General features: G+C 42.4%; 18 protein-coding genes. 10 read left to right on the top strand and 8 right to left on the bottom strand.

Annotated features, from left to right (window positions below):
• The first annotated feature begins 1,137 nt into the window (after positions 1-1,137).
• The 4 genes from ASL11_RS34170 to ASL11_RS34155 all read left to right on the top strand — a co-directional run bounded on the left by ASL11_RS34170 (position 1,138) and on the right by ASL11_RS34155 (position 3,153).
• Complete coding sequence (locus ASL11_RS34170; RefSeq protein WP_056625482.1) at positions 1,138-1,668, top strand: imm11 family protein; 531 nt, start codon at positions 1,138-1,140, stop codon at positions 1,666-1,668.
• A 288-nt stretch (positions 1,669-1,956) separates the two neighbouring features.
• Positions 1,957-2,232, top strand: coding sequence for a hypothetical protein (locus ASL11_RS34165; RefSeq protein WP_056625478.1), 276 nt, complete (start codon positions 1,957-1,959; stop codon positions 2,230-2,232).
• Between the two features lie 160 nt (positions 2,233-2,392).
• Positions 2,393-2,866, top strand: a complete 474-nt coding sequence (locus ASL11_RS34160) for an S-layer homology domain-containing protein (protein WP_056625475.1) — start codon at positions 2,393-2,395, stop codon at positions 2,864-2,866.
• Positions 2,867-2,877: 11 nt separating this feature from the next.
• Entirely contained in the window at positions 2,878-3,153 is a 276-nt protein-coding gene (locus ASL11_RS34155) for an S-layer homology domain-containing protein (RefSeq protein WP_235550661.1), read from the top strand.
• A 1,097-nt stretch (positions 3,154-4,250) separates the two neighbouring features.
• Here the strand turns inward: ASL11_RS34155 and ASL11_RS34150 are convergent.
• The 3 genes from ASL11_RS34150 to ASL11_RS34140 all read right to left on the bottom strand — a co-directional run bounded on the left by ASL11_RS34150 (position 4,251) and on the right by ASL11_RS34140 (position 7,724).
• Positions 4,251-5,843 (bottom strand): ATP-binding protein, encoded by a 1,593-nt coding sequence (locus ASL11_RS34150; RefSeq protein ID WP_056625471.1) that lies wholly within the window; start codon positions 5,841-5,843, stop codon positions 4,251-4,253.
• Between the two features lie 600 nt (positions 5,844-6,443).
• Positions 6,444-6,884 carry a hypothetical protein gene (locus tag ASL11_RS34145; protein WP_056625468.1) on the bottom strand — a complete coding sequence of 147 codons (441 nt, stop codon included), beginning with the start codon at positions 6,882-6,884 and terminating at the stop codon, positions 6,444-6,446.
• Between the two features lie 111 nt (positions 6,885-6,995).
• Positions 6,996-7,724, bottom strand: a complete 729-nt coding sequence (locus ASL11_RS34140; RefSeq protein ID WP_056625464.1) for a GNAT family N-acetyltransferase — start codon at positions 7,722-7,724, stop codon at positions 6,996-6,998.
• Between the two features lie 349 nt (positions 7,725-8,073).
• On the opposite strand from ASL11_RS34140, the gene ASL11_RS34135 reads away from it, so the two are divergent.
• From ASL11_RS34135 to rocF, 4 genes are all read left to right on the top strand, one after another.
• Positions 8,074-9,405, top strand: a complete 1,332-nt coding sequence (locus tag ASL11_RS34135) for a spore germination protein (protein ID WP_056625461.1) — start codon at positions 8,074-8,076, stop codon at positions 9,403-9,405.
• Positions 9,402-10,511: a GerAB/ArcD/ProY family transporter gene (locus tag ASL11_RS34130; RefSeq protein ID WP_056625458.1), complete on the top strand. Its 1,110-nt coding sequence runs from the start codon at positions 9,402-9,404 to the stop codon at positions 10,509-10,511. The genes ASL11_RS34135 and ASL11_RS34130 overlap by 4 nt, the downstream gene beginning before the upstream one ends.
• Entirely contained in the window at positions 10,508-11,614 is a 1,107-nt protein-coding gene (locus ASL11_RS34125) for a Ger(x)C family spore germination protein (RefSeq protein ID WP_056625456.1), read from the top strand. Before ASL11_RS34130 ends, ASL11_RS34125 begins: the two co-directional genes overlap by 4 nt.
• A gap of 219 nt (positions 11,615-11,833) precedes the next feature.
• Positions 11,834-12,745: an arginase gene (gene rocF, locus ASL11_RS34120; protein WP_442953117.1), complete on the top strand. Its 912-nt coding sequence runs from the start codon at positions 11,834-11,836 to the stop codon at positions 12,743-12,745.
• A gap of 335 nt (positions 12,746-13,080) precedes the next feature.
• Here the strand turns inward: rocF and ASL11_RS34115 are convergent, their stop codons facing one another.
• From ASL11_RS34115 to ASL11_RS34105, 4 genes are all read right to left on the bottom strand, one after another.
• Entirely contained in the window at positions 13,081-13,710 is a 630-nt protein-coding gene (locus ASL11_RS34115) for a hypothetical protein (RefSeq protein ID WP_056625451.1), read from the bottom strand.
• A 409-nt stretch (positions 13,711-14,119) separates the two neighbouring features.
• The gene (locus tag ASL11_RS34110) at positions 14,120-14,602 is read right to left on the bottom strand and encodes a CcdC protein domain-containing protein (protein WP_056625448.1); all 483 of its coding nucleotides are present in this window, start codon (positions 14,600-14,602) and stop codon (positions 14,120-14,122) included.
• 120 nt (positions 14,603-14,722) lie between these two features.
• Complete coding sequence (locus ASL11_RS36180; RefSeq protein ID WP_082596052.1) at positions 14,723-15,043, bottom strand: GrpB family protein; 321 nt, start codon at positions 15,041-15,043, stop codon at positions 14,723-14,725.
• A 31-nt stretch (positions 15,044-15,074) separates the two neighbouring features.
• The gene (locus tag ASL11_RS34105) at positions 15,075-16,907 is read right to left on the bottom strand and encodes a stalk domain-containing protein (RefSeq protein WP_056625445.1); all 1,833 of its coding nucleotides are present in this window, start codon (positions 16,905-16,907) and stop codon (positions 15,075-15,077) included.
• 258 nt (positions 16,908-17,165) lie between these two features.
• Here ASL11_RS34105 and ASL11_RS34100 point away from each other — a divergent pair, with 258 nt between their 5' ends.
• Positions 17,166-20,756 (top strand): family 10 glycosylhydrolase, encoded by a 3,591-nt coding sequence (locus ASL11_RS34100; RefSeq protein ID WP_235550658.1) that lies wholly within the window; start codon positions 17,166-17,168, stop codon positions 20,754-20,756.
• An 836-nt stretch (positions 20,757-21,592) separates the two neighbouring features.
• Here the strand turns inward: ASL11_RS34100 and ASL11_RS34090 are convergent.
• A complete protein-coding gene (locus ASL11_RS34090; RefSeq protein WP_056625439.1) occupies positions 21,593-22,111 on the bottom strand; it encodes a hypothetical protein in 519 nt (172 codons plus the stop codon).
• 315 nt (positions 22,112-22,426) lie between these two features.
• On the opposite strand from ASL11_RS34090, the gene ASL11_RS34085 reads away from it, so the two are divergent.
• Complete coding sequence (locus ASL11_RS34085; protein WP_056625436.1) at positions 22,427-24,232, top strand: SgrR family transcriptional regulator; 1,806 nt, start codon at positions 22,427-22,429, stop codon at positions 24,230-24,232.
• Positions 24,233-24,639 lie beyond the last annotated feature (407 nt).

Here is a 24,639-nt window from a genome sequence, read left to right as displayed (position 1 = left end):
GCTCAACTAACGGGCAGTTTTGTTGAACAAAGCACTGTGCTAATATGTAAACAATGGATGTTTGAACCATTCTTTATTCTAACGATAAAATAGAGGATAAATAGGATGTCTGTCTTTGAGAGGAATTTCCGACTAAAGGTACCTGCTTTCATGGGATAGACTTCATCTGAAACTGTGATTTCTTTGGCTTTGGGATATCTCAAGGAGGCGTTTGGAATGCAGGATGACTGGAAATTTAATGAAAATTAGTTGAAGTGAAAAAAACGAGAAAAATTGCCTTGCTTTATATCTTGGTATTCACGCTTATTCTTGTCGCAATTGCAGGTATATCGTTGTACTTTATATCACAATTTTTTTCAAGTTTATGCGGTGCTGCTGATTGTGATTAACTTATTTAATTGGTTATTAAAGTATCGGGAAACTATAGTTGAGTTAGCAAAGTTTACGGGGAACTGCAGAAAAAAATAATTATGTAAGGAACTAATGAGCACATGATACAAGACCTAACTGTAACGTATGTATTTAATAAATCAAATTTTCTAATTTTACTTAGGATGATAGAAGATGGTGAAAATGAATTTACAATTGAACAATTTTCAAATTGGTGTTGCAATGGAGATCAGGTGATGAGAATCTATTAACGAATATGCAAGATATTGAACTGACAGTGATTGACGAAGTTTTAGAAATTTATTTTAAAGATGAAAAGATAAATAAATTTGACTTAGTTATGAAACAAGTATCAAATTGGGTTAATAAATTATCGTAGACATAGAAACATGAGATTAGGTTTTTGAATTAGCTAAGTCGATGAGTATGCAGTCGAACATTCAACTTACGGAGAACGATAGCTTAATAAGCAGGGAGCAGACCGCTATGCGGCAACTGCTCCCTGCTTTCGTTAAAGTAACAGGCAGATTACCGTACGTAGCCTTTAAATCATAAAGGGAATATAATCCAAGGTAAGAAACGAGCATAGACGACCGATACACATAAATGTTTACTACGATAATGTAAACAGTTTTATATCTGGTGCAACATCCCTAGATGATGTTATTGTTATTCTCGATAATATTAGAGATCAATTAACTAAGGGGACGGACACTTCCAATAAATTAATTATGGAGGGATAACACATTGAGAGTATGGAAACTTGGATATGACAGTAATAATTATGAGGGTTTTAGAATAGCTGATGGGGATTGGACAGAATTAATAGAGAAGTTCAAGGGTATACCTTTGCTTCATGAATGGGAACCAATCAAACTTGAGGTATATGAAGAAGCACCAAGGAGTGATTCACCTTCTTTTATAGGTTGCGCACCAGTATTGAGTGCAAGTGCCGTTCATCAATTACAACCATTAATAAATGATTTTGTGGAAGTACTTCCAACAAAATTTGATAGAGAGGAATACTTCATCATAAATGTACTTAGCGTACTAAATTGTATAGACTACGATGCTTCTAAAATCGTAAGATACAGAAGTGGAAGAATAATGAGGTTCGAAAAATATGAATTTATATCTGAAACTGTGAACCGTTATCATATCTTTAAAATTGTAGATATACCTACTCAAGCCGTTTTTGTTTCTGATGATTTTAGAGAAGCAGTGCAAACAAGTCAGCTTAGAGGATTTACATTTGAGGAAGTATGGGTTTCAAAATAGGTATCGTATAATCAGCGCTTTTTACTGTGGTGTCTGAGAGAGATTTTATTCTCAAGATATTTCATGGAGATCAACTCGGAGCAATTTAAAAAGCTCATTGCGCTAACGGCAAACTATAGTTGAGGAGCATAAACTAACGGGACACGTTTGTTCAATACACAGCATTGGGAGGCTGCCGGCACGACCGGCAGCCTTTTGCTCACCTAACGGGCAGATTAGCGAAACCTAATTACTTTTAAAACGTCTAATATACCGATTACCAATTTAAGGAAAACAAAGGAGGAAGACATGTCGCAGAAAAAGGGTTATGCACTCTTTATTATGATTTGGCTTACAGTTTTAACAATATGGGCAGTAAATAAAATAGTGGTTCCTATTAGCAATAACGTGGTGACAGTTCAAGGTATACCTGGTCAACCAACGACTCAGCAGATTTCTACAGTACAAATTGATAAAGATACTGTATGGGTGATTGAATCCAACAGTAACTTAATAAAAGTTATAACGCATGATACGGAAGGTTATCATATGAAACAAATAAAAATGTCTATCCAAAATCAATAATATAATATTGAACTAACGGGACACGATAGCACAATAACAACAGGCTACCTGCTAATTCGGGTAGCCTGTTGAAGTAACGGGCAGCATAGTTAAACACTTTACGTGCGAAGGTAAAAATTAGTAGAATGTAATTTGAAATAGCATACACCAGGGAGGAACAATGAAAAAAACTCTGATTATTGGAACGGTATTATATGCATTAGGTATTGGACATTCTGTAACTGCGGCAACTGCTGACGGAGCAGTGAATTTTAAAGATGTCCAAGGGCATTGGGCGAAAAGCGGCATCGCATCGATGGTGGAATCAGCTACGGTTGATGGATATCCAGATGGCACGTTTCGGCCAGATGGAACTATCACGAGAGCTGAATTCAGTAAGGTTCTTGCTGATCTAATGGATGCAGATGGTGGTAGTAACGCTTTTGCTGACACAAAAGGACATTGGGCAGAATCAAAGGTTAATGGTTTGGTGAATGAAGTGGGTTTGGGCCGGATACGAAAATCACGCGACTGGAAATCAGTAAGATGGTCGCTCGAGGTTTGGCGCAAGAAAGCCTGCTTTGGAAAGCTGTTCTGTTGGGTTTTCAGCAGCTTCCAGCAATTAATGTACCGTTTAACGACCAGGACGAAATGAAATTGTCTGATGTGCCTTATATCGCATTGGCAAACAGTTCTGATATTATTAACGGTTACGACGATGGGACGTTTAGAATGGATCGTTCTGCAACAAGAGCAGAAGCGACAGTTATGCTTAAACGTTACCTTGATGCTAAGAATAAAAAGCCGGTATTGAATGAGTTGTTGGCAAAGTTTAAAGGCGAGCTCGATGTACAAAAATTCTCCAAAACGCAGCTGGAATCATTACCTTGGTGGTTCGGTGTCTGCAAATCACGATGCTTTAATTTATCCAATGGGGCATGATTCATCAACTAATGATACCGAATTGGTTACACAAGCGATGAATGATATGGTTGGTTTTGTGGGGGCGTATTATAATCGTGATTACAGGAATGATGGTGTTGAGTGGAAAAACGGCGTTTCGCAGGCGATAAACTAACGGGACATATTTTTGAAAAGCGTATTGGAAGAGCTTTAATGACATATGTATAAAATACGGATTTTGTGAAATAGTCTATAATCTTTTATCTAAATTGGCTAATATTGTTGTTCGTTAAATTTGCAACTGATAGTCTCCTATTCTTGATATACTCATTCAATGACATTCCAGCCATATAAGAAAACATTCTTTTAAAATGAAAATCAGATAGTCCTACAATTTTTGTGATATATCTTTTCCAGAGATTTCTTCCGTCAAATGTGTTTCAATGTAGTCCATTAAATTATTGAGTTGTTGTAACATTCATTTCCCTCCTTTACAACCACATTTTATCGGTAAAATGTATTTTCCGCTCGATATTTTATATACGGAATTTATCGGAATAACTTAAATTTATGATACGCTTCAATATGAATAATCTTAAACTATCCTTCTCGTTTAATATTAACCTGCCAGTTACATAAATCAAAATAGGGAGCAGCTGCCGCGGCAAACTGCTCCCTGTTTGTTGTGCTATCGTTATCCTGGAACCGACCGGTCACTATTGGCTAAATCTTGTGCATTATCAGAAGGAACATCATATCTCAATTAGTTCTTTTTTTGCTTCTTCATTGGAAATTAGAATGTCGCCGTAAACAGGCACAAAGGTATTCCAATTCTCTTCCTTCAAATGTTTGGTTACAAAATAAATATGTTTGTCCTTCGCGAATCTATTTGCAAGGGGTCGATTTCTGATATATCGTGCATTCAATAAAGACCATCACGAAAGGAATCACCATTGTACATGTACATACTTAAGAGTTCAAAAAACCTTTGTACATGACTGAAATTTATTGGGTATTATCAAATAGAAAAATCCTTTTCGCTCAGGTACATTAGAAAACTGGCAGAAATTCTCGAACATTTCTTCCCTCCTCAATCACTTAATTTTACACTTTAAAACAAATTCGTGGATCCTATACTATACAAGCGGTAAAGTAACCTCGAACCTTGTTCCAAATCCTTTTCGAGAGGTAGCTGTCATATATCCCTTGTGATTTTCAATAATACGATAACAAATTGATAATCCAAGGCCTACACCATTTTCTTTTGTTGTAAAAAATGGATTCAAGATCTGATCAAGTTCTTCTTTCGTCATTCCCACTCCGTTATCTTCAATGATGATTTTAAATTCTTGATTGTCAGTATCTAACTCCGTACATAGTTGAATAAATCCATTCTTTTCAATGGATTCAATTGCGTTCTGAAGAAGGTTAACTAATACTTGTTTAATCTGAGAAGGGTCAATCATCGCTATCGTTAATTCATCATCGTAAATAGCTGTAATTGATGTGTTTTTCAAAATGGCTTGACTATTCATAAAGCGTATGGTGTCTTTCAATAATTCTTTCATATCAATTGCTCTTCTCTCTGGAGTACTAGGCTTCGCCATAACTACAAAATCCGAGACCAATTGTTTCATACTTTGAAGCTCGATATTAATTAAACCAACGTATTTCTGAAATTTTTGTTGATCATTAGACCGCTGTAAGAGCTGGAAAAAGCCAATAATTGAGGTTAATGGATTCCGAATCTCATGAGCTAATCCAGCTGCCATTTTCCCAATTGCTGAGAATTTTTCCGAGTTAATGATTTGCTTCTCCAAGATTACTCGTTCTGTGATGTCACGAAACTGAGCGAATGCACCAAGCAATTCACCACGTTCATTTAAGATTGGCAGCACATCAAAGAGACACACATTTTCTTGATCTAATGAATAACGAAAAGTGAGCTCGATATTTTCACACTGCTTACGATATTTGAGTGCTTGATAGAAATAGCTACCAAAATGTTCAAATGGAAAAACCGGTGTGCCTGTAACGCTCAGTCGATTTCTTCCCGTTATCTTTTCTGCGTAAGCATTAAATTCTGTAATGATTCCTCTCTCATCTGTCATGATGATACCATTTCGCATATTATCGACTACAAGCTGCTGTATGAGGTTTTGATTATGATTTGTGAGGCGTAGTGACAATTCTCGTTCAATAGAATCCACCATATTTGCAAGCAGAGCTAAATAAGTATGATTATGATGCTCGACAGAAGTCATGATTGAAATAGCACCTGATAGGTTGTGGTAATTTGTGAAATGGAATGGGACGCAGTAACAAGCAGCATTCTCCAACATCGTATGGTAGTGTTCCGCACCTATAATTTGAATAGGCTTTTGTTCTTGAAGTGCCAGAGCTACTACATTTGTCCCCATAAATTCTTCATCACACTTAATGCCAACTTTGATGCCTAATTGATTTATCACCGACTTCATAGTTTTGTCACCATAATTATCTAAAAGGTAGCCATTGTCATTGCTTACAACTATTAGATGAGGCGTCCCTGACAAGAATGCTAATATTTTTTTTGAAAAATATTTGGTGACAACAAGGATATCCCTATATTTGTCCTTCTCTTCATGAAGTTGTATTGCTGATAACTTAAACCCCGGAGCAGGTATTTTCGAGGGGTCCATCCCCCGTTCCAAACACCTTTGGTGGGAATTTACGATCCATTTATTCATATGATTCTCCTCAATTTAATAACAAGTTCAAATATTATTAAAATTTGAAATTAACAATTCTTACTGCTGCAGATAGTAGTGGAACGAGTGAATTTAGAAGAATTGCATACTAAAGACCCCATCGATTACCGAAGGGATTCGTCTACATGTGTTACTAATCCTTACTCTTGGACCGATAATAATTCTGCATCGTTATATATTCGGATTGATGAATCTTGATTGTACTTAAACTACATTTCGTTTTCAACTGCTGTCTAGTTACCGTTTAATAATTCCATTACCATTCAAATTTAATAATTATATTTATGAGGACCAACAAGCAAAATTCTCGAAGTAATTGACTTATCCTCCCTTGACTGAGTCTTAATATCTTAACTAACGCATCTGAGAAGCAACCTGGAAGGTCTTTCAGAGCTTGTATGAGTCTTTCTTGATTATTATAGCATTTACTTCTACATCAAAAAGCTACTCGTTCTACAATTTTCTGTCTATTCTAACATAAAGGGACCATTTCACTAGAAATGATGGTGCGATAACTCATGTAATGATTGCGTTATAGTTCCTCGTTAGTTTCATGAATCGCTTCACACGAGGGGTCTTTTACAAATCCTTTGAATTCTGATATACATAAAAAACGTATTTTTCTCCCAGTTGTACAAGAAGCAATTCAGATTGCATTTGACCTTGAATCGTAAATATCTTTGTCCCAACTTGGAGCTTAGTTGCCATGTAATCTTCAAAAATATTTCCATCTTTGTACTCTTTTCTTACCTCGCCTAACTCATGATTTATTTTCAAATCCATTTGTTTGTATTGCTCCTGCTCTTCGACATGTTTATAAAAACGTGCACCATAGACACATAGAATGTCCGCGTCTTTGTTCTGTTTAAATATCTTCTCTGATGTGAAGGTTCTCTCCATTTGACTTATCTTATTTGCCCCTTCAATTTTCGGGTCTTTATAGCATCCAATTATTATTAATAGCAAAATGCATGAGACGATAACAACAGGTCCCGCCACTATAAATATTATTTTTTTCACTGATTCGCCCCCTACATTATCTGACGTACTTACCATGTATTTGTTTCGTTCATATTTAACGTTCCTATCGCCCCTTACTTAATTAATTACCGACTAAAACCAATCCAAGAATTACTCAAGAATCCTTATAGCCAGAGTACAAGCTAATTTTTCAAATCCCAGCGATTTAGCAATAGCTACTGACGAACTATTGGACATTAAAGTTTGATAATGCATCGTGAAACCATCTTCTAACCCTTTCCTAGTTAAAGCACTTACAACTGCTTTGGCGTGTCCTTTACCTCGATAATCTGGGTGACTTAAAATACCTACGCTAAGAAAACCAGATTCCTCTACTCTCCAAGAACCTGCTGCTACAATTTTTTCATCAGATATCCTTGCTAGTATTGGTTGTCTATTGATTTCTATGGAGCTATGCTCCCACTCTGTTTCAGAGCAAGATTTACGTAAATCATTAAGTAGAGATAGTTGATTTGAAGTTACAAGTTCTACAACTTCAAGGGAAGGTGTTTCAAGAAATGAAGCCCTATCACAGTATCCCTGAAATGCAGGACCAATAACCTTGTATTTACCTATATTAAGTGACTTTACAAGAAAATTCGCATCAAAAGTTTCCATTGGATGTCTACCACTGATGGCTATTTTTATATATGAGGTATACTTAGTGGGAGACGATATAATGCTTGTCATTCCATTAAAAAAGCAATAAATACCATTATATCCTTTCAAAGTCTTGGAGTGTTCACGAACTATGACGTTCGGAATAGTCATTGATGAAATATCACAATCAAATCGCTCTGCCCAATCCTTATATACTTTAAATCTGGTTTCTTCATCCAACTAACACACCCCCATCTGTAATTTACCCCACACTTCTTCCTTTTTACCTATACTTTAACCAAAGGAAACGTCCCCCTACTTGGAAAAGCCCCTTTTATTTAAAACAGGATTCTTGCCTTACCATCAAAACCCACAAATTGTATTATTTATATATACGCAATGAAGTAGTGTTCATGGTTGCACATTTAAACAAATCTGCCCTTTAGCTTAATTGCCATATGATCTAAATATGCCCGTTCTTCAGTGGTCTTTTGATGGTCAAGGATTTTTTCGTATTTGAAGCGTATTTCCTCCCAGTGCATGAATTCCTAAATTCTGGTCATTATAAGCCAAAAAGGAGGGGGAACTATTGCCAACCGTTGATATCGCTTCGATTCAAGAAGCCCTCTGTCATACCGACGATTTTATCATTCGAGAACTGAATATAGGGGAAGACAAAGCCGTGCTTCTGTATTTGGAAACGATGTGCGACAAGGCAAAAATTGAACTTAGCCTTCTTAAGCAGTTACAGCGTGAGTCCAATGATGGGCAAGTAGCGATGTGCATGGAAGAACTGCTGACCGCCACCAAAGTAAAGCCCTGCCTCTCGGTGCAAGATGCTGTTGACGCTCTGCTCGAAGGCAGTGCCATAATCTGCAGCGAAGCAGTCGGTCTCTACTACAGCTTCGATGTCAGTCAGCAAAACAGCCGCTCTCCAGAAGAGCCAGTGAATGAGCGATCCTTAGAGGGCAATCGAGACGGTTTCGTTGAGCATTTGCAGATAAATCTGAATCTGGTTCGCAAACATCTGTCCACTAGTGAACTCAGGGTGCGTTATTTCAAGCTGGGCACGAATGCCAAGCGTCTAATCGCTATGGTATGGTTGGATGGAACAGCCGATACCGGTATCGTAAATATTGCAGCTAACCGTATTTCATCAATGTCATCATCACACGACTTGCACCCCGGCCTAATTCGGAAGCAGCTGCGGGAAAGCAAGTATTCCATCTTTCCGCAAACCCTCAGCACGGAACGCGTTGATTTCGCGGCCGCGCTGCTAGCCCGCGGAAGAATCTGCGTGCTTTGCGACCGAAGCAGTTCATGCCTTATTCTGCCCGTTTCTTTTTATACTTTCATGCTGACGGCAGACGATCTCATACAGGGCACCTTTCCCTCGTTATTGATGAGGATGGTCAGAGTAATCGGACTGCTGTTCGGTCTAATTCTGCCAAGTCTTTATATCACGATTGCCGGCTTCAATTATGAAGTCCTTCCGTTCTCAATGGTTAACACCATCAAGAGCTCCCTTGAAAACGTACCCTACCCCCCGATATTTGAAGTGTTACTCATGATTATGATTTTCCAGCTCATTGCTGAGGCCACTCTCCGTCTGCCCTCGACGCTTGCCCAGATGACAGGAATCGTCGGCGGTATCACCATCAGTGAGTCACTCGTCCAAATTGGTTTCGTGTCCAACATCCTTATTGTTATCATCGCGCTTACGACAATCGGGAAGTTTGTGATTCCATCAACGGACTTACGCTCCACATCGACGATAATGCAGTTAACTCTTATTATCGGGGCAACAATCTTAGGCTTTTACGGAATGATGTTCGTGTTTGTCATCATCCTCATCCATTTCGTTGCCCTGGAGCCATACGGCGTCCCGTACTGCTTGCCGGTCAGGAGCATCAAACGATGAAGACTGTGAATATGCCCATCGGTCCCATTCAGTTGTTCTGCCTGCTGTTCCAAACGCAATTCGGTCTTGGGGTCTTATCTCTCCCGCATGCGGTTAACGCCGATGCCGGGCCAGACGGCTGGATTGCCTGCCTGTTCGGCGGCCTGTTGAATACCATTCTATTGATCCTGGTCTGGATGCTTAGCGAGCAAGACAGGAGCAAAACCGTGTTCCAGATGCTATTACAGCGGCTCGGCCCGTACTTAGGACGCTTATTCATTCTGGCGTTTGCCGTCTATTCGTTTACCATATGCTATGAAGCCCTTGCGAGTTGGATTTTTATAACGCATTTATGGGCTTACGAGAATACTCCTGCTTGGATGTTGGCACTGCTGCTCGTAGGCGGATGCACCTATCTCGTTTCTAATCCGCCACGTGTTTTTGCCCGCTTCGCCGTGTTCGCCACGGCGATCGTTCCATTGTTCATCGCGCTGATCTGCTATACGCTCAAGGATGCCGATTTGCGCTTTGTGATGCCTCTATTTTCTTCCGGCTTAGTAAAAATCGGCTACAGCTCTTGGCAAAGTATGATGTCGTTTATAGGCTTAGAAATTCTTATGGTTCTTTCGCCTTGTTTTCAGATGCCGTCTAAATCCGTCTTGCGTACTGCGATTTTCTGCAATATCACAATCACAGCCATCTATATGCTCTGCGTGTTCTCTTCGACGGTCATCTTCAATTCCGAAATGATCAGTTTCATCCGACATCCGCTGCTGTTTCAGTTCAAAACGATATCGGTTAAGCTCATCGAGCGAACGGATATCATCGTGCTGGCTGTTTGGATCCTGTTTATTATCACTACATTATCTACTTATCTCTTACTGTTTGTGTCCTCGGTGTCTGCCATCGCTAGTCCCAAGAAGGGAATCAAACTTCCAGCGCTGCTCGTGAGCGCACTTGTCTTGATCGTGCTTGGCCAACGGGAGCTGGATGTCTCGCAATTATCCCGCATCCAAGGCTTCATCTCCCTTTATGGGCCGGCAGCGGCATTCGGGATCCTGGCAATGATGTTGATGACGATCTACCTTAAAAGATGGCTATCAGGGGGGAAAGGAGTTCGAACATGAAGCCGCACATAGGAAGCTTGCTCCTGGTTCTCCTCCTTCTAGGGTTGACCGGGTGCTGGGACCAACGCGAATTGAAAGAAATACGGATCGAGGACGCAGAAGCCTTCGACTTGCTCGAAAACGGCAAGATTCTGTTTACTATATCCCTTCCGACCATCAAGTTAAAGAAACAAACCCAATCCGAAGTCGTTGTGCCAACCATCGGCGCTGAAGGAAGGACGATTAACGAGGCTTACGTGGAAATTAAGAAAACGGCTTCCCAAAATCTGGATTTCGGGAAAACACGCCTCATACTCATCAACAAACGATTGGCACGAAAAAGCTTGTATCCCGCGCTGGAGTCGTATTACCGAGAAGCCCATAGTCCGATCAATGTCAAAATGGCCATCGTGGATGATTCCGCAAGCAAGTTGCTGCAGTTGAAAGCGGAGGATCGCTTGATGGTCAGTGAGTATCTTTACGAATTGCTACAGAGCGGCGAAGATAACGGTCTGATTCCGAAAGCCTCTCCATATTTAATTTATTCGATGTTAACGAATCACGGTACCGACGCTTCGATTCCGATCGTTAATCCAATGGGCGCAGATCGGGCTAAAATAACGGGACTCGCGCTATTCCACAACAAGCAGATGACCGGCGAGCTTGACAGCAAAGCATCCGTGCTCTTCATCATGCTCTCGAAATCCAAACCTGATTACTTTACCATCACCGAGAAGGACATTTCTTCCAACATGTATGTTTCGCTGTTCATGAACCGAGACGGCGACCGTAAAATTGCCGTCACAAACGACAATGGCTCCGTCAGGGCGGTTATAAGTGCCGACTTCACTTGTGACCTAGTAGAAGTGCCCGATACTATTCACGTCGATGATGAAATGCTGAAGAAGCTCAGTTCACAATTGGAGCAAAAGATGAACGAAAGGGCTAAGGAAGTCATTAAGGAGCTGCAACAAGCCAATTGCGATGCCTTAGGTATTGGGTTGGAAGTAAAAGCGCATCATTATCGCTATTGGAAAACAATTCAATGGGACGAGGTCTATCCAGAAATGTCAATCGAACCCAAAATCACCATAAACATCGTCAAAAGAGGCCTCTTGGAGTAAGGCAAAACGCATATGCTCATAACAATAGGCTAGGCTACCGAGATGCTCGGATGTGGCTCGTGCACAAGACTTTCGTTGAGTCGAACACGGGAAACCAATTTCATTTGAGAATATAGTAAAGAAGGATGGTTACATGTAGATTGGGAATGTTAGTCAAAGGAGCGGAGCCTGAGGACTTATCATCTAATCATTCAATCAAAAGGAGTGGATCCGATGCGTATCAAACCGAAAATAGCTGCTATCAGTGTCAACTTTGATCTTGGAGCAGACCGCCGGGGCGCAAGTCATGGACCTAATGCCATTTTTGAAGCAGGGTTACTTCAATCGTTACACCAAATGGATTATACCGTTGATCACGTTGCTGATCTGCGTCTGGATAATGAAACAGCAGTTCCCTTAGATGCTCAAGTGGAAACGACGAATTTGAAACATTTCGCTGAGGTTATTGAGATCAATACCCAACTAGCTGAACAGATTGCTAAAGTCGTGAGCCAAGATTATTTCCCGCTCATTATCGGCGGAGATCATAGTATCGCCATTGGCACAATTGCGGGATTATCTAATCATTATAAGCAGTTAGGGGTCATTTGGATTGATGCACACTCCGACTTAAATTCAGCAGATACAAGCCCGTCTGGAAACATACACGGCATGTCGCTTGCGGTCAGCCTTGGCATCGGGCATCCCTTATTGACCAACATGAAAGGTATAAATCCGAAGGTGAAGCCAGAAAATATTGTGCTTATAGGAGCTCGATCTCTGGATGAGGGTGAGAAGAAACTAATTCGCTCCCTTGGTATCAAATGCTTTACCATGTACGATATTGACCGCAAAGGCATGGCACATGTGATGCAAGAAGCAATTGATTATATTAAATTAAGAACAGATGGCGTTCATCTCAGCTATGATGTTGATTCTGTGGATCCTGATGAGGCACCTGGCACAGGGACTGCCGTCAAAGGTGGACTTCACTTTCGCGAAGCTCATCTCGCCGTCGAAATGCTGCATGAAGCAGGTATTGTGACTTCTGCTGAATTTGTTGAGGTGAACCCGCTACTCGACGATAGCAACAAAACCTCCGAGTTAGCGGTAAGCCTTATCAGTTCCTTCTTCGGTGATCAAATTCTATAATCGACTACGCAGGAGTCCTTTCAGTTGTTTATCTATGTAACAATTAAACAGTTCAAAAGGTTCATTTTTTGCGTTTCTAATTCGCATCAGATATTTTTCAATGAGTCTCATTCAACCAATATAAGTGTTTCGTGGTAACTTTAATTGCATTATACTGCCCGTTAGTTGAGAAAAGGCAACCGCCCCCTAGGTCGGCTGCCTTCTCTTGTTGTTATTGAACGTTAGCTGAATAAAGGATAAGGAATTAATAAACAGAAAACTGCGATGTAACTCCCTGTATGTGGGAGCAGCTAACTTATGGAACTAGCATAGGTCAAATCGGAAAGGATCAGCGTTTATGTTAAGAAAGTTATCTCTCTAGTACATTGATTATATGCGACTTTATACGTCTTGCCAGCATTAAGTCCCAGCCTACGAATGTTAAGTGGATTTAGGCGGAAATCGTTATTAAAAAGGTCACCAATACGAACATAGCGAAGCCGTAGCCGCGTTGTACTGTGCTTCAAAGTTAGAAGTTCTCCTCCAATTAGGTAGTTACCCATCGAAATCGCCAATCCGTCTCCAATAGCTACGCTTTCTATCCTTACCTTCGAACTGGAAGTCACCACTACGTTACGAACCGTCACTCGTTTACGACGCAAGGTTAATGTTTTGTTCGCAGGATTGTATGTCCCTACGAAGCGTGTATTAGGTTTGAATTGAAATGTTTCTGCTAAAACCTTACTTACAAACATAAAGTTAGCAACACATTCACCTGAACCTTCTTGTTTAACCGTCACCTTGCGAGCTATCGTTCCGCGACGCAGTGTAATAACGGCACCGTCAGGAATTATACTCAAATTATTTTCAATGGCACCGCCACATTCTGTATCAAGAAGTACTTGCGATTTGAAATCGGTTGCTCCGACGAAAACATCTATTTCTCCGGAAACTGTCTTTTGCACTTGTTTGATTTTTGTCGCCATAGAATTACACTCCTTGGACATTTCAAATTTCATTACCAAGGATAAGGTATGCATTCTTACAAGGTGAAGCGTGGGATTTAGTTATGGTTTAATCAAATTCGGGTAATTTTTTTCATACTCTCTTTAGGTATCGTTATAAATGACCACTATCAATTTTTTCTATTTTCACTGCAAACACACTTGACAAAATTATACCGTATTTATCGTAAAGGGTTGCACTAACCTGCCCGTTAGCTCAGCGAACAAAAAACGGATGCATCCGCTATTCCGCTATCGTTACCCGTTAGAACTTAACCAATCGTAACCTTCGGGCAAAGAGAAAACAGGCACTCTATCTGCATGTATAAGTTTAAAATTCTCAGTTACACTACTCAACAATGCTGAATACCTGACTCGTTTCATTGCTGTGTTAAATACTCAGCACAGCTTGCTTTGGAGAGCTGACACCTCGGAATTTTATAAAACTGATGATACGCCAAGTTGCGATGTAGCCAAAGGTCATCAGGTTGCACATAAAACTAAGCGTGCTTGGATCAATTGAGTTTATAGTCGCAATCGCTAGGAAACGCAGTGCAAAGATCACGATCAGCAGCACAAAGACTGTTTTATTACGCTTAATATACGTGTTGCCATTGTCTCGAACTTCAAAGTTGGTCGTCACAATGAGTGGAATCGAAACAATTATGCCGATCAACAAAGCAATGATTACTTGCCCTTCGTGAATATGCAGAGATGGATCAAACAATTGCATAAGCGAAGTAGAAATGTATAAAATAGGCAGCAGTAATGTTATTCCTGATTTTTTAAGTGGTTTACTCATGCCACTTAATTGTCCGCGTAGGATGAAAAAGAAAATTAAGGCCGAAATTATCATTGATACTGTTGAATTCATAATAATGAACACTCCCTTAAAGGATTTTATAATCTAATTATCACCTTTAACGGAGTGCTTCAAAAGTGAGTCAAGTCATCGGTTCGAGGTGACAATTGTCATATTCGTATAAGTTTAGCACTAGGAGCTCATACCTCTTAGCCCCCCTTCTGTCAAAAACCCTCGAAAACTCGTAAAGGAAATAAATATCTCCGATCGGCACCTAAATCTCGATAATCTTCGTTGATTGTCAGACCTGCATACGGATTGTGTAGTTCTTAAATCTGACTGCGTAGACACCACTACGTCCATATCAACAATCGGCTTCGCCGCTAACTCTGGAACGGATGTAATCCAAACGTGTTCTGTATTAATTTGATTTTGACACGCACAAAGAAATAGTAATACCAACAAAGAGAGGAATATCTTTTTCACTGTTTGCACTCCATCTATCTCTCTCATCCCTTTTTACGTATCGGTCATCCCCCAATCGTCAGTTCAATTGTATTTTCGTTAGCCCCTGATAGTTCAAGCCATCATTCGGGTTTATAACACCATCTTCACCAAAGATATTATATGGGTTATGCCCCACACCCCACAGAGTTCCGTCTGTTTTCAAAAATATCGAGTTCTCACTACCCGCATCAGCGATCCGGACAGGGCTTATTTGGTTTGCCAACATGGGTATCTTAACAGTTCCTTCTTTTGAGGACACACCAAGATTGCCGTGATCATTTTCTCCCCACCCAAACAACTGCCCCTCTTGATCTATTGCAAAAAAATGAAATTGACCTGCATCAATTTGAACTATTTTTGCTAATCCTTGAATCTGTTGCGGTGCTTCTTGAAATAATTCTCCGTTTCCAAATATAGAGTCATTCCATTCTCCCCATCCCCAGACGGTTCCGTCTTTCTTCAGAGCAAGCGCTGCCGAATTTTGTGCGGAAACAGCAACGATATCCGTTAACTCTTTCAGTTGAATTAACTCTGATGAATTTGGCTGCGTTTTCCAAACCGTTCCGTCGTTTTTCAACACCACAGTGAATAGAAAACCGATACTAACCGAACGAACGTCTTTCCAGGACGTATTGAAAGGTTTGCTGACGATGATATTCTTATAATCGTATGGCAGACCTAATTTGCCATTAAAATTGGAACCCCACATGAATACACGACCATTACGATCGAGGGCAGCAGCAGCTGTGAACTTCTTATCTATGGCCGTGATATCGTGTAACCCTTCCACTTGCCGGGGGATCACGGTAACAACATATTCCTGTTTTTCATTTCCAAACAGACCGCCATTATTGAAGCCCCATACCCATACTGTACCGTCCTCTTTTAGAGCCATTCCTTCATCAGAATATACTTTGGCTTCCGTCACATGGTCCATGATTTTGGTCGGTTTTTCATAAAACTGTCCCCATGTCCATAAGTCCCCATTATCCGTTACCACGGCAATTTGTCCTGGACCGATGCTTATTTTCTTGATTGTAGTTGGAAGGCCAGCCTGATCCTGCTGCGCCCATAAACCGCTCTTCTGTACCTTTGCTTCCCTTTGGAGAGAAACGAGCATTGCATTCAGCTTCTCGTCCTTTAAATTCGCAGACAGCATGGCGTAACCGTCAGCAACCAATTTGGCATTTAACAAAGAGTTGTCCGATAAATAAACATCTGCACGAAGGTGTTTATTACGGTCACGGGATCCTCTAGCTTCAATAAGCACCTTTGATCCGATTGGGAGTATTTTTTGCGTATATTCGGTTGCATCCATCCCGTTATGTATCGGACTTATGCCGGCGAGCCGTACGTTTTCTTGAACATTTTCACCTCTAAAATTCTGATACTTGACTTCAAGATAGAAGCCGTCAAGGACACGAACGATCTCAGCTAGCTGCTTTGGCGGTGAAGATATGTTGACCGTCTTTGTGCTCTCATCCCATCCAACTGCTGCCCCGAATGCTTCCGTAACAAACCGAACAGGCATCATTGTAGAACCATCTATAATTTTACCCGGGTAGTCCAGCGTGGCGATTTGACCGTTTCGTTCCGCCTTTGCTTGTCCAATTTTATACTTTATGGCCATATCTCCTTTACCGGCAGAAACCGTATGCGAGCTGCCCTCCCATATTACATTAGCGCCAAACTCCTCAAAAATAGCCCGCATCGGAACAAGCGTATATCCATTTTCAATCACGGGCGCTACTTCAAAATGCACCGCCTTGCCGTCGATCCGAACGGTCACAGGAGAATCATAAGCAAATGCGGTGTTGTTTAATGTACAAAACCATGCAATGCTAAGCAGTACTGTAATCAATTGTTTCATTGTGCATAAGGAACCTCCTTTTTTTACTTATATTATCTTTTCTCACATATAGAAAAATAGAGGCTCCAGTCCCAGATCAGGTTGCTGGCCCAGTAAAATAAAATTTCACTTGTGTTATTGAATTTTGAAATATTATTTTGTATGCTAAAGGCAGCCGGAATTTTTTATAACATTTGCCAAAAGAAGAAAAGAAAGGAGTAGACGCGTTTATTCGGCTTTCATGTAAGCGAATACATAATGAGAAGGAAGTGAGTCGCATTGAAGAAATCCGATCAAAGTCGCACTGCATCAATCCCTTTTGCCATGGCCTTATTATTGTTCTTGAGCACAATTATGTTCGGTGTACCCGTTGCTAGCGCGGACACAGAGTCTGCTTTGAGCGCAGATGTGCAGACGCTAGCCGGCGTTCAGGCCGCCGCCGGTGTGGAAGGATTTGAGCAAACGGCTAATCTCTTCTCGTCCTCGGCGAAGGCGACGGCAAGCATCGGACTTATCAGCCGACCGGAAACGATTTATTACGGCTATCATGCTGTTAAATTATCCTACGATTTTACCGGCACGACCGGAACGTCGGCGGCTTACGTCAACTTCAAGGATCCGGATGGCACAACGGGCAGAACGCTGCAGGGACTTCCTAAGAGACTTGGCCTCTGGGTGTACGGCGACGGCAACAACCATTGGCTGCGCGCTCAAGTCAAAGATTCGGCTGGAACTGTCTCAGCGCTTGACTTCACCAGCAGCAACGGGCTGAACTGGACCGGCTGGAAGTACATCACTGTATCCGTTCCGAACTCGCTGAGAGCTCCGATCAAGCTTAATCAAATCTATGTCGCGGAGACAAAAGACAATAACAAAAACAAAGGTGCGCTTTATTTTGACCAGCTGACGGCGTTTTACACAGATTCGACTGTTTACGGGCTCGATTTTGCGGATCTGCCTCTTCTTCAGATTGGCGAATCGAAGAAGGCGCAAGTATTCGCGACTTACCAGAATGCAGCGGAGCCGGTCCCCGTTACAAGCGGGCTATCCTTCCGCAGTAGCAACGAGCAGGTTGCAACCGTCGACGCAAACGGCACAGTCCGGGCGCTGCAGTCAGGCACATCGACGATCTATGCCTCCTATGGGACGGCTCCTGAAGCATCCTACGTGCTGACCGTCTCATCGAGCGCAGCCGTACCATCTAGAATAGAGCAATCTTCCTTGGAGAAGCTGGAATCTGGCTCTACGAACAAAATTCGCCTGTACGCAGTGTACCCAGACATGACCGAACCCGTTACCGTACTGAGCGGAGCAACGTATGAAAGCAGCGCTCCTGATGTTGCAACCGTCGATGCCGATGGCGTGGTGAAAGCCGTAAAACCTGGAATGACAACGATCACAATGTCCTATAAAGGCGTCTCAACGGCTTATACGCTGAATGTAAACGCCCCTGTACCGGTATTGCAGAGCATCCAGCTGACAGAGCTCCACACGATGACGGTTGGCGATGCTTTGCAGGCGAAGGTGCTTGGCACCTACACATGGATTCCGGAGCAAGTTGAGCTGACAAGCGGCGTTACGTATACGAGCAGCAGCCCAGCGGTCGCCTCCGTGAGTGTAAGCGGTGTTGTTACGGCGCTGAAATTCGGCACCTCCCGTATTACCGTGACGTATGGCGGGAAAACGAGCGATTTCTACTTGGTGGTGAACAAAGTGGCCGCCCTTCCGAAGTCTGAGCTGAGAGCGGCGTGGATCGCTACAGTCGACAATATAGACTGGCCGAAAAAAGGCGTAACGGACCCGGAGCAGCAAAAGCGCGATTTCACAAAGCTGCTGGATCAGCTGCAAACTACGGGGATCAACGCAGTTATCGTGCAAGTAAAACCGACTGCGGATTCCTTTTACCCTTCCCAATTCGGTCCTTGGTCGGAATGGCTGACGGGCGTGCAGGGCAAGGATCCCGGCTATAACCCGCTTTCGTTCATGCTGGAGGAAGTACATAAGCGAAATATGGAGTTCCACGCTTGGTTCAACCCGTACAGGATCAGCCTGGAGGATCGTCTCGATAAACTGGTGCCGGATCACCCTGCGCGCCAGCATCCGGACTGGGTCGTTTCGTATGGCGGGAAGTTGTATTTCAACCCGGGAATACCGGAAGCGAAGCAATTCATCATGGACGGCATTATGGAAGTCGTGGAAAATTACGATATCGACGCAGTTCATTTTGACGATTATTTCTATCCGTACCCGGTCAGCGGTGTCGACTTCCCCGACCAGGATGCTTTCCAGAAATACGGCGCGGGCTTTGTAAGCAAAGCGGACTGGAGACGTAACAACGTCAATTCGTTCGTACAGGAGATAAGCACCACAATCAAGCAGGAGAAAAACTACGTCAAATTCGGTATCAGTCCGTTCGGCATATGGAAAAACAAAGGGGAAGATCCGGCAGGCTCCGAAACGAACGGTCTCAGCAGCTACGATGCCATCTATGCGGACTCGAAAAAATGGGTTGACCAGCAGTGGATCGATTACATCACACCGCAAATCTACTGGTACATGGGCTATTCGCCAGCCGCCTACGACAAGCTGATCGAATGGTGGAATGGCGTGGTTACCGGCAAAAACGTTCACCTCTACAGCGGCCAGGCAACCTACCGCATCGGCTCAAATGATCCGGGTTGGCTGAACCCGAACGAAATGCCTGACCAAGTAAGCTATAATCGCAATTTCGGCAACGTCAAAGGCAGCATCTTCTTCAGTGCCCAATGGCTGCCAGCTAATCCGTTGGGCTTTACGGACCGGTTAAAAACCGATCTCTACCGCTACCCGTCACTTGTCCCTGCGATGCCTTGGCTTGACGATCAAGCGCCGAACACCCCTGTTCTCGCTTCCGCCATCCGCAAACCATCTGGTGTGGTGCTGACTTGGGAGAATGGTACAGCAGACGCAGCCTACTATGTTGTCTATCGTTTCGAAGGCGATACGGCAGGAAGCCTGCAGGATGCGTCCAAGATCGTCGCTACCCTCCGCAAGCAGGAGGGCGCGAAGGGATCGTTCGTCGACCGGACTGCCGTTGAAAGCGCGCGGTATACTTATATCATTACCGCAGTGGACCGCCTCCACAACGAAAGTGCGGCCAGCAACGCAATTGCGATAACGAACGTACTTGATGTGATAGCACCTGTGACGACGGCAACCGTTGAAGGAACGATGCATAACGGCTGGTACGTTTCGGAGGCGACCGTTAAGCTTACGGCAACGGACGACCTGACCGGCGTCAGTTCCACGCAATACAGCATCGACAACGGAGCAAGTTGGCAGCCGTACGGCGGGCCTGTTACCGTTGAGGCCGACGGCGAATCTCATCTTCTTTACCGGTCCGAGGATGCTGCCGGCAACGTGGAACAAACGAAAAGCACAGAAATTCGCATCGACCGTTCGGCCCCAGTGATTCAAATTAACGGCGGGACCATTTACTCCGTAGACCAAACCGTTCAAATAAAATGTACCGCTACCGATACGGTTTCGGGCCTCGTCTATAATCCGTGCACCGCGCTCCTTGTCGATGTTCCGGCCTATGAGCTCGGTCTTGGCTCGCATGTCGTGACCATCGACGTTCAAGATGCTGCGGGCAACGCAGCATCCGCATCGTATACGTACACTGTGCAGACGACCGTTAGTTCCGTGGTGAACGTAACCCGTACATTTGTGTCAGGACCGGGAGCAGACGGGGTTACGAACTCGCTTGTGAAAAAGCTTGAGCACTGTAATTACGATGCTTTCATCAATGAAGTGCAGGCACAAACGGGCAAAAGGCTGACGACCCACCAGGCTGATGTCTTGATTCGTTTGGTTGCGTCTCTGCAATAAATCCTAATATAGTAAATAACTCCCTTGTTCCGTCCGGAACAAGGGAGTTTAATATTCGAGTTTTTGTGATGGTGGCGCTTAAGATGATGTAATGCGGGTTAAACGGTACTACTGAAACAGGTTGAACTAAAAAGAAAGCTATCCAGCAGAAAAACATTAATACGAATGACCAAAGGTTTATTTTTACTGGGATATTCATAAATCCTCCTTAATCCTAACGTAGACTCTAAAAGAATCATTATATAAATAGACAGGATTAGAAAAGCATAGTTCTACTAACCTGCCTGATACTTTCATGAACCAAAAGAGGAGCTTCCAAAGCAAGCTCCTCCACAATCGTTCATCGTTAGTTGAACGAGGTGTTTTTAAATATCTGCCTTTTTCGCATCATCTCTAGCCATGATTTATTGGAAGCAACTTCTCCATTTCCAATTCTTGCTTCAATGCAACTCCTGCGCTATATTTTCCCGCTAGAGTTCAGCAAATGAAATGCATGCTCATGCTTTCTGTTAGTGCAAAATCATCATTAAGCTCGTTATTGTCCAAGCCATTATACCAAAGCATAAAGAACTGAGGATTTTATATAAGCTGTTATGCTCCTTTTGTGCTACAACTGTGATAAAGCAAAACATAAAAATAAAACCAATGAATGGCATAAAATAAAGTCCAATAGCCAGTGACAACATTTGCGATGCGGTTAGGTGGTACAGGGGTGTCTGCTCTGATTCCACGTCCTCGAAATCGCCTCGGGCAGACCAAGGGGCGTCAGCCACGCAGCGTGAATATGGTGTTATCGGATGTTCCCTCTTCTTCAAATTCGCTAGGGCTCGATCTATTTAATAATTTCTATCTGTCATATCTTTGTCTTTAAACCATATTTGAATTTCTTCAATCAGGTCTTTACCTCTTAATGCTATTGAAAACTCACCACATACAAATATATCTTCCGAATATTTTACAGTTTTAAATTTAGTGTTTGATTTTATATGATTTATTGCGTCCAGTCGGTCCATTCCAATCCTAATCGAAAATATTGAGTAGTCAGGATTAGAAAACTCCAAGGAACCAACCTTACCATTAAGATCATTATCAGCATCATTGGAAAAACTAATTCTAACTTTCTTCTCGTTATACGCTCGCCCATGTCCCCCCATACCATTGATATATTCACCTGGGCCCCATTGTTGTATTACTTCTTCTTCAGACATTCCAAACTTTATGTCTTTAATTAATAAATTCTTATTTAAGGTGTCTATATCTATCTTGGATCTCTCATACCAAAGAAATGACAAAATAATAAAGGAAAAAAATACAATACCTGTTATGATATATCGTTTTCTTATTCTTATTTTCATTTTTATCATCCTTTAGGGAATTTACAATAAACCAAAAACCATATTGAAATATTCGCTAGGAAATTAATATCTTCCTTTAATCCGATTCAACTACTCTGCCCGATACTTCAGTGAATCATAAAAAGAATTCCTTCAATACAGCGTAATCCACACCCAAACTAGCGTTCCAACACAAATTCTCTCTTTTTCATTGAAGCCATTCACATCATTCTAAAAGACAGAAATTGTGCCGTAGTCTCAAATATCCTAAAATGTTATACTTCAATAATCTACTATGATTTTCTGTATTTTTTAGCGACCAAAGGGGTGATCAGGATGCTGATAGCTGAACGATATCTGACTTTATACGACCGTTTTGGCGGTGGAAACTCGAATGGCGAAGCTGTGGAGGCAACTCTGGAAGAGTTGGCAAATGCGCTATTCTGCTCGTCAAGGAACGTGAAACTTGTGCTGAAGAAATTAGAGGAAGAGTGTCTCATAAATTGGCTGCCTGGCCGCGGTCGCGGTAATCGATCACACATAATTTTCAAGGTGCATAAAGAAAACTTCTTGCTTAACCTTGCTACGTCCAAAGCAGATCAAGGCGATTATCGCACATCGTTCGAAGTGCTCAGCATGTACGGTGAAGGAACAGAAGCCAAGATCAAGTTCATCGAATGGCTACAGGGGAGATTCGGCTATCAGAAGGAAACAGTGAGAGGTCTTACCGAATGCGATACGCTTCGTTTTCCTGTGTACCGTAGCGTCCAAACGCTCGATCCTGCTAAAGTGAATTATGCCTTCGACTCACACATCATCCGGCAAATCTTCGATCGTCTAGTCACGTATGACGAGACGGTAGATCGGATAGTTCCCGGAATTGCTCATACGTGGAACACAGATTCGCAGGCAATGGAATGGACTTTCTACTTACGCAAAGGTGTCTTGTTCCATTCAGGTCGTGAACTGACCTCTCAGGATGTAGTCTTTACCTTCGAACGGCTTCGCTCTCAAAACATGCCTAACCGCTGGATGATGAGAAACCTTTCGGTTGTGGAAGCTCTAGGACCGCGTAGTGTGCGTTTTGTACTCTCACAATCAAATAGGATTTTTGACCGTTTTTTATGCTCAGCCGCTTCTTCCATCTTGCCTCTGGATTTGAACGGACACAGTGAAGAAGACTATTGGCGACTGCCGACGGGCACAGGACCTTTCCAACTGCTCTCCTTTTCTCCACATCGCATCGAGTTGGCTGCCAATACCTCCTTCTACGCGGGAAGACCCTACTTGGATGACGTCGATATCATCATCATGCCGGAAGATTGCCAACAAGAGTCTACAATTGGCTTACCCTCCGTGATACAAACTCATGATGGGGATAAATCGGTGCAGGAAGAGAATCCAGAAGAAAATTGGCAATCTCTCGTCCGGTTGTGCGACGGCTGCACAATGATGACATGGAACGGAAATAAAGAGGGGTGGACACAGAACGAGAACTTCCGTAAAGCCGTAAGTCTCATGCTCGATCCTGTGGCTATGCAATCCGAACTAGGCGGAGAACGCGTGCTGCCTGCTTATTTTTTGCGCCCTGAAGACAGTTTGCAATATGAGCGCAAAACTGCAACCGATTCGGAAATCTATCATGCACTGTCTCAATCCAGCTACGACGGGACCGAGCTTCGACTTGTCGTACACGAAAAGTATGAACGAGACGGACGATGGATCGTAACGCGCATGACTAACTTTGGCATTACTGTCGAGTTATTTTTGGCGAATTGGACCCAAGTTTTAGATCCTAAAATCATATCTAGCGCTGATTTCACCATTTCGGGGATCATTCTAGCCGAAGATGATGTCTGCGAGATTGACATGTATGAACATGAGGAATGCATCTCCAGTACTTATCTAACTCCTTCTCTCAAATGCTGGATTCTTTCCAAAATTGACTTGGCTCTTGGCTCAGAAAGCATTCAAGCCCGTAGAAACCACATGCGCGATATTGAGGAACGTCTCAGGGAAGAGTGTCATATCATTTTCCTGCATCATCGACAGCTGAATACTTATATGCATCCTTCGGTTAGAGGCGCTTCATTCAACTCTAACGGCTGGATAGACTTTAAACAAATTTGGCTGGAAAAATGATCAAAAGACCGTTTCACGTATAGTGTTAAACTCCCTAACGTTATTTCATTAAAGCAAAAAAAGAGCTACCGCGATGAAGTGACCCCAATTGTTAGACACCATCTAACGATTGGAGGTGCAGTTCATCTTTGGCCGTCTGCCTTCATGCTTTATTGATTGAACTATCGTTATCCGTTAGTTCAATCGACTTTTTCACTTAAAAACATTTCAGTTTTCACATCCTTTAATAAGGTAGAATTATTAAACTAATTAAAGGTATCCTGTGTCGTTGTCTCGACTGATTCAAGTCGAAGTTCATAACTAGAATTTCTATTACTTGTTTTACATCCGATTCAATCTTCATTGAATGTTTGACTTCTGCAAAAATAGAAGTTGCGTAATATAACCTCCGAATATGGAACATACAG

Source organism: Paenibacillus sp. Soil750, assembly GCF_001428045.1.
GTDB classification, from domain to species: domain Bacteria; phylum Bacillota; class Bacilli; order Paenibacillales; family NBRC-103111; genus Paenibacillus_E; species Paenibacillus_E allorhizoplanae.
Note: the sequence above shows the minus strand (reverse complement) of the source record. Positions and strands in the feature narration are given on the sequence as shown.

Coding starts and splice junctions, on each gene's coding strand:
- ASL11_RS34165 (WP_056625478.1), top strand. CDS start 1,957: ATGTCGCAGAAAAAGGGTTATGCACTCTTTATTATGATTTGGCTTACA.
- ASL11_RS34160 (WP_056625475.1), top strand. CDS start 2,393: ATGAAAAAAACTCTGATTATTGGAACGGTATTATATGCATTAGGTATT.
- ASL11_RS34150 (WP_056625471.1), bottom strand. CDS start 5,843: ATGAATAAATGGATCGTAAATTCCCACCAAAGGTGTTTGGAACGGGGG.
- ASL11_RS34130 (WP_056625458.1), top strand. CDS start 9,402: ATGAAGACTGTGAATATGCCCATCGGTCCCATTCAGTTGTTCTGCCTG.
- ASL11_RS34125 (WP_056625456.1), top strand. CDS start 10,508: ATGAAGCCGCACATAGGAAGCTTGCTCCTGGTTCTCCTCCTTCTAGGG.
- ASL11_RS34115 (WP_056625451.1), bottom strand. CDS start 13,710: ATGGCGACAAAAATCAAACAAGTGCAAAAGACAGTTTCCGGAGAAATA.
- ASL11_RS34110 (WP_056625448.1), bottom strand. CDS start 14,602: ATGAATTCAACAGTATCAATGATAATTTCGGCCTTAATTTTCTTTTTC.
- ASL11_RS36180 (WP_082596052.1), bottom strand. CDS start 15,043: ATGAGAGAGATAGATGGAGTGCAAACAGTGAAAAAGATATTCCTCTCT.
- ASL11_RS34105 (WP_056625445.1), bottom strand. CDS start 16,907: ATGAAACAATTGATTACAGTACTGCTTAGCATTGCATGGTTTTGTACA.
- ASL11_RS34090 (WP_056625439.1), bottom strand. CDS start 22,111: ATGAAAATAAGAATAAGAAAACGATATATCATAACAGGTATTGTATTT.
- ASL11_RS34085 (WP_056625436.1), top strand. CDS start 22,427: ATGCTGATAGCTGAACGATATCTGACTTTATACGACCGTTTTGGCGGT.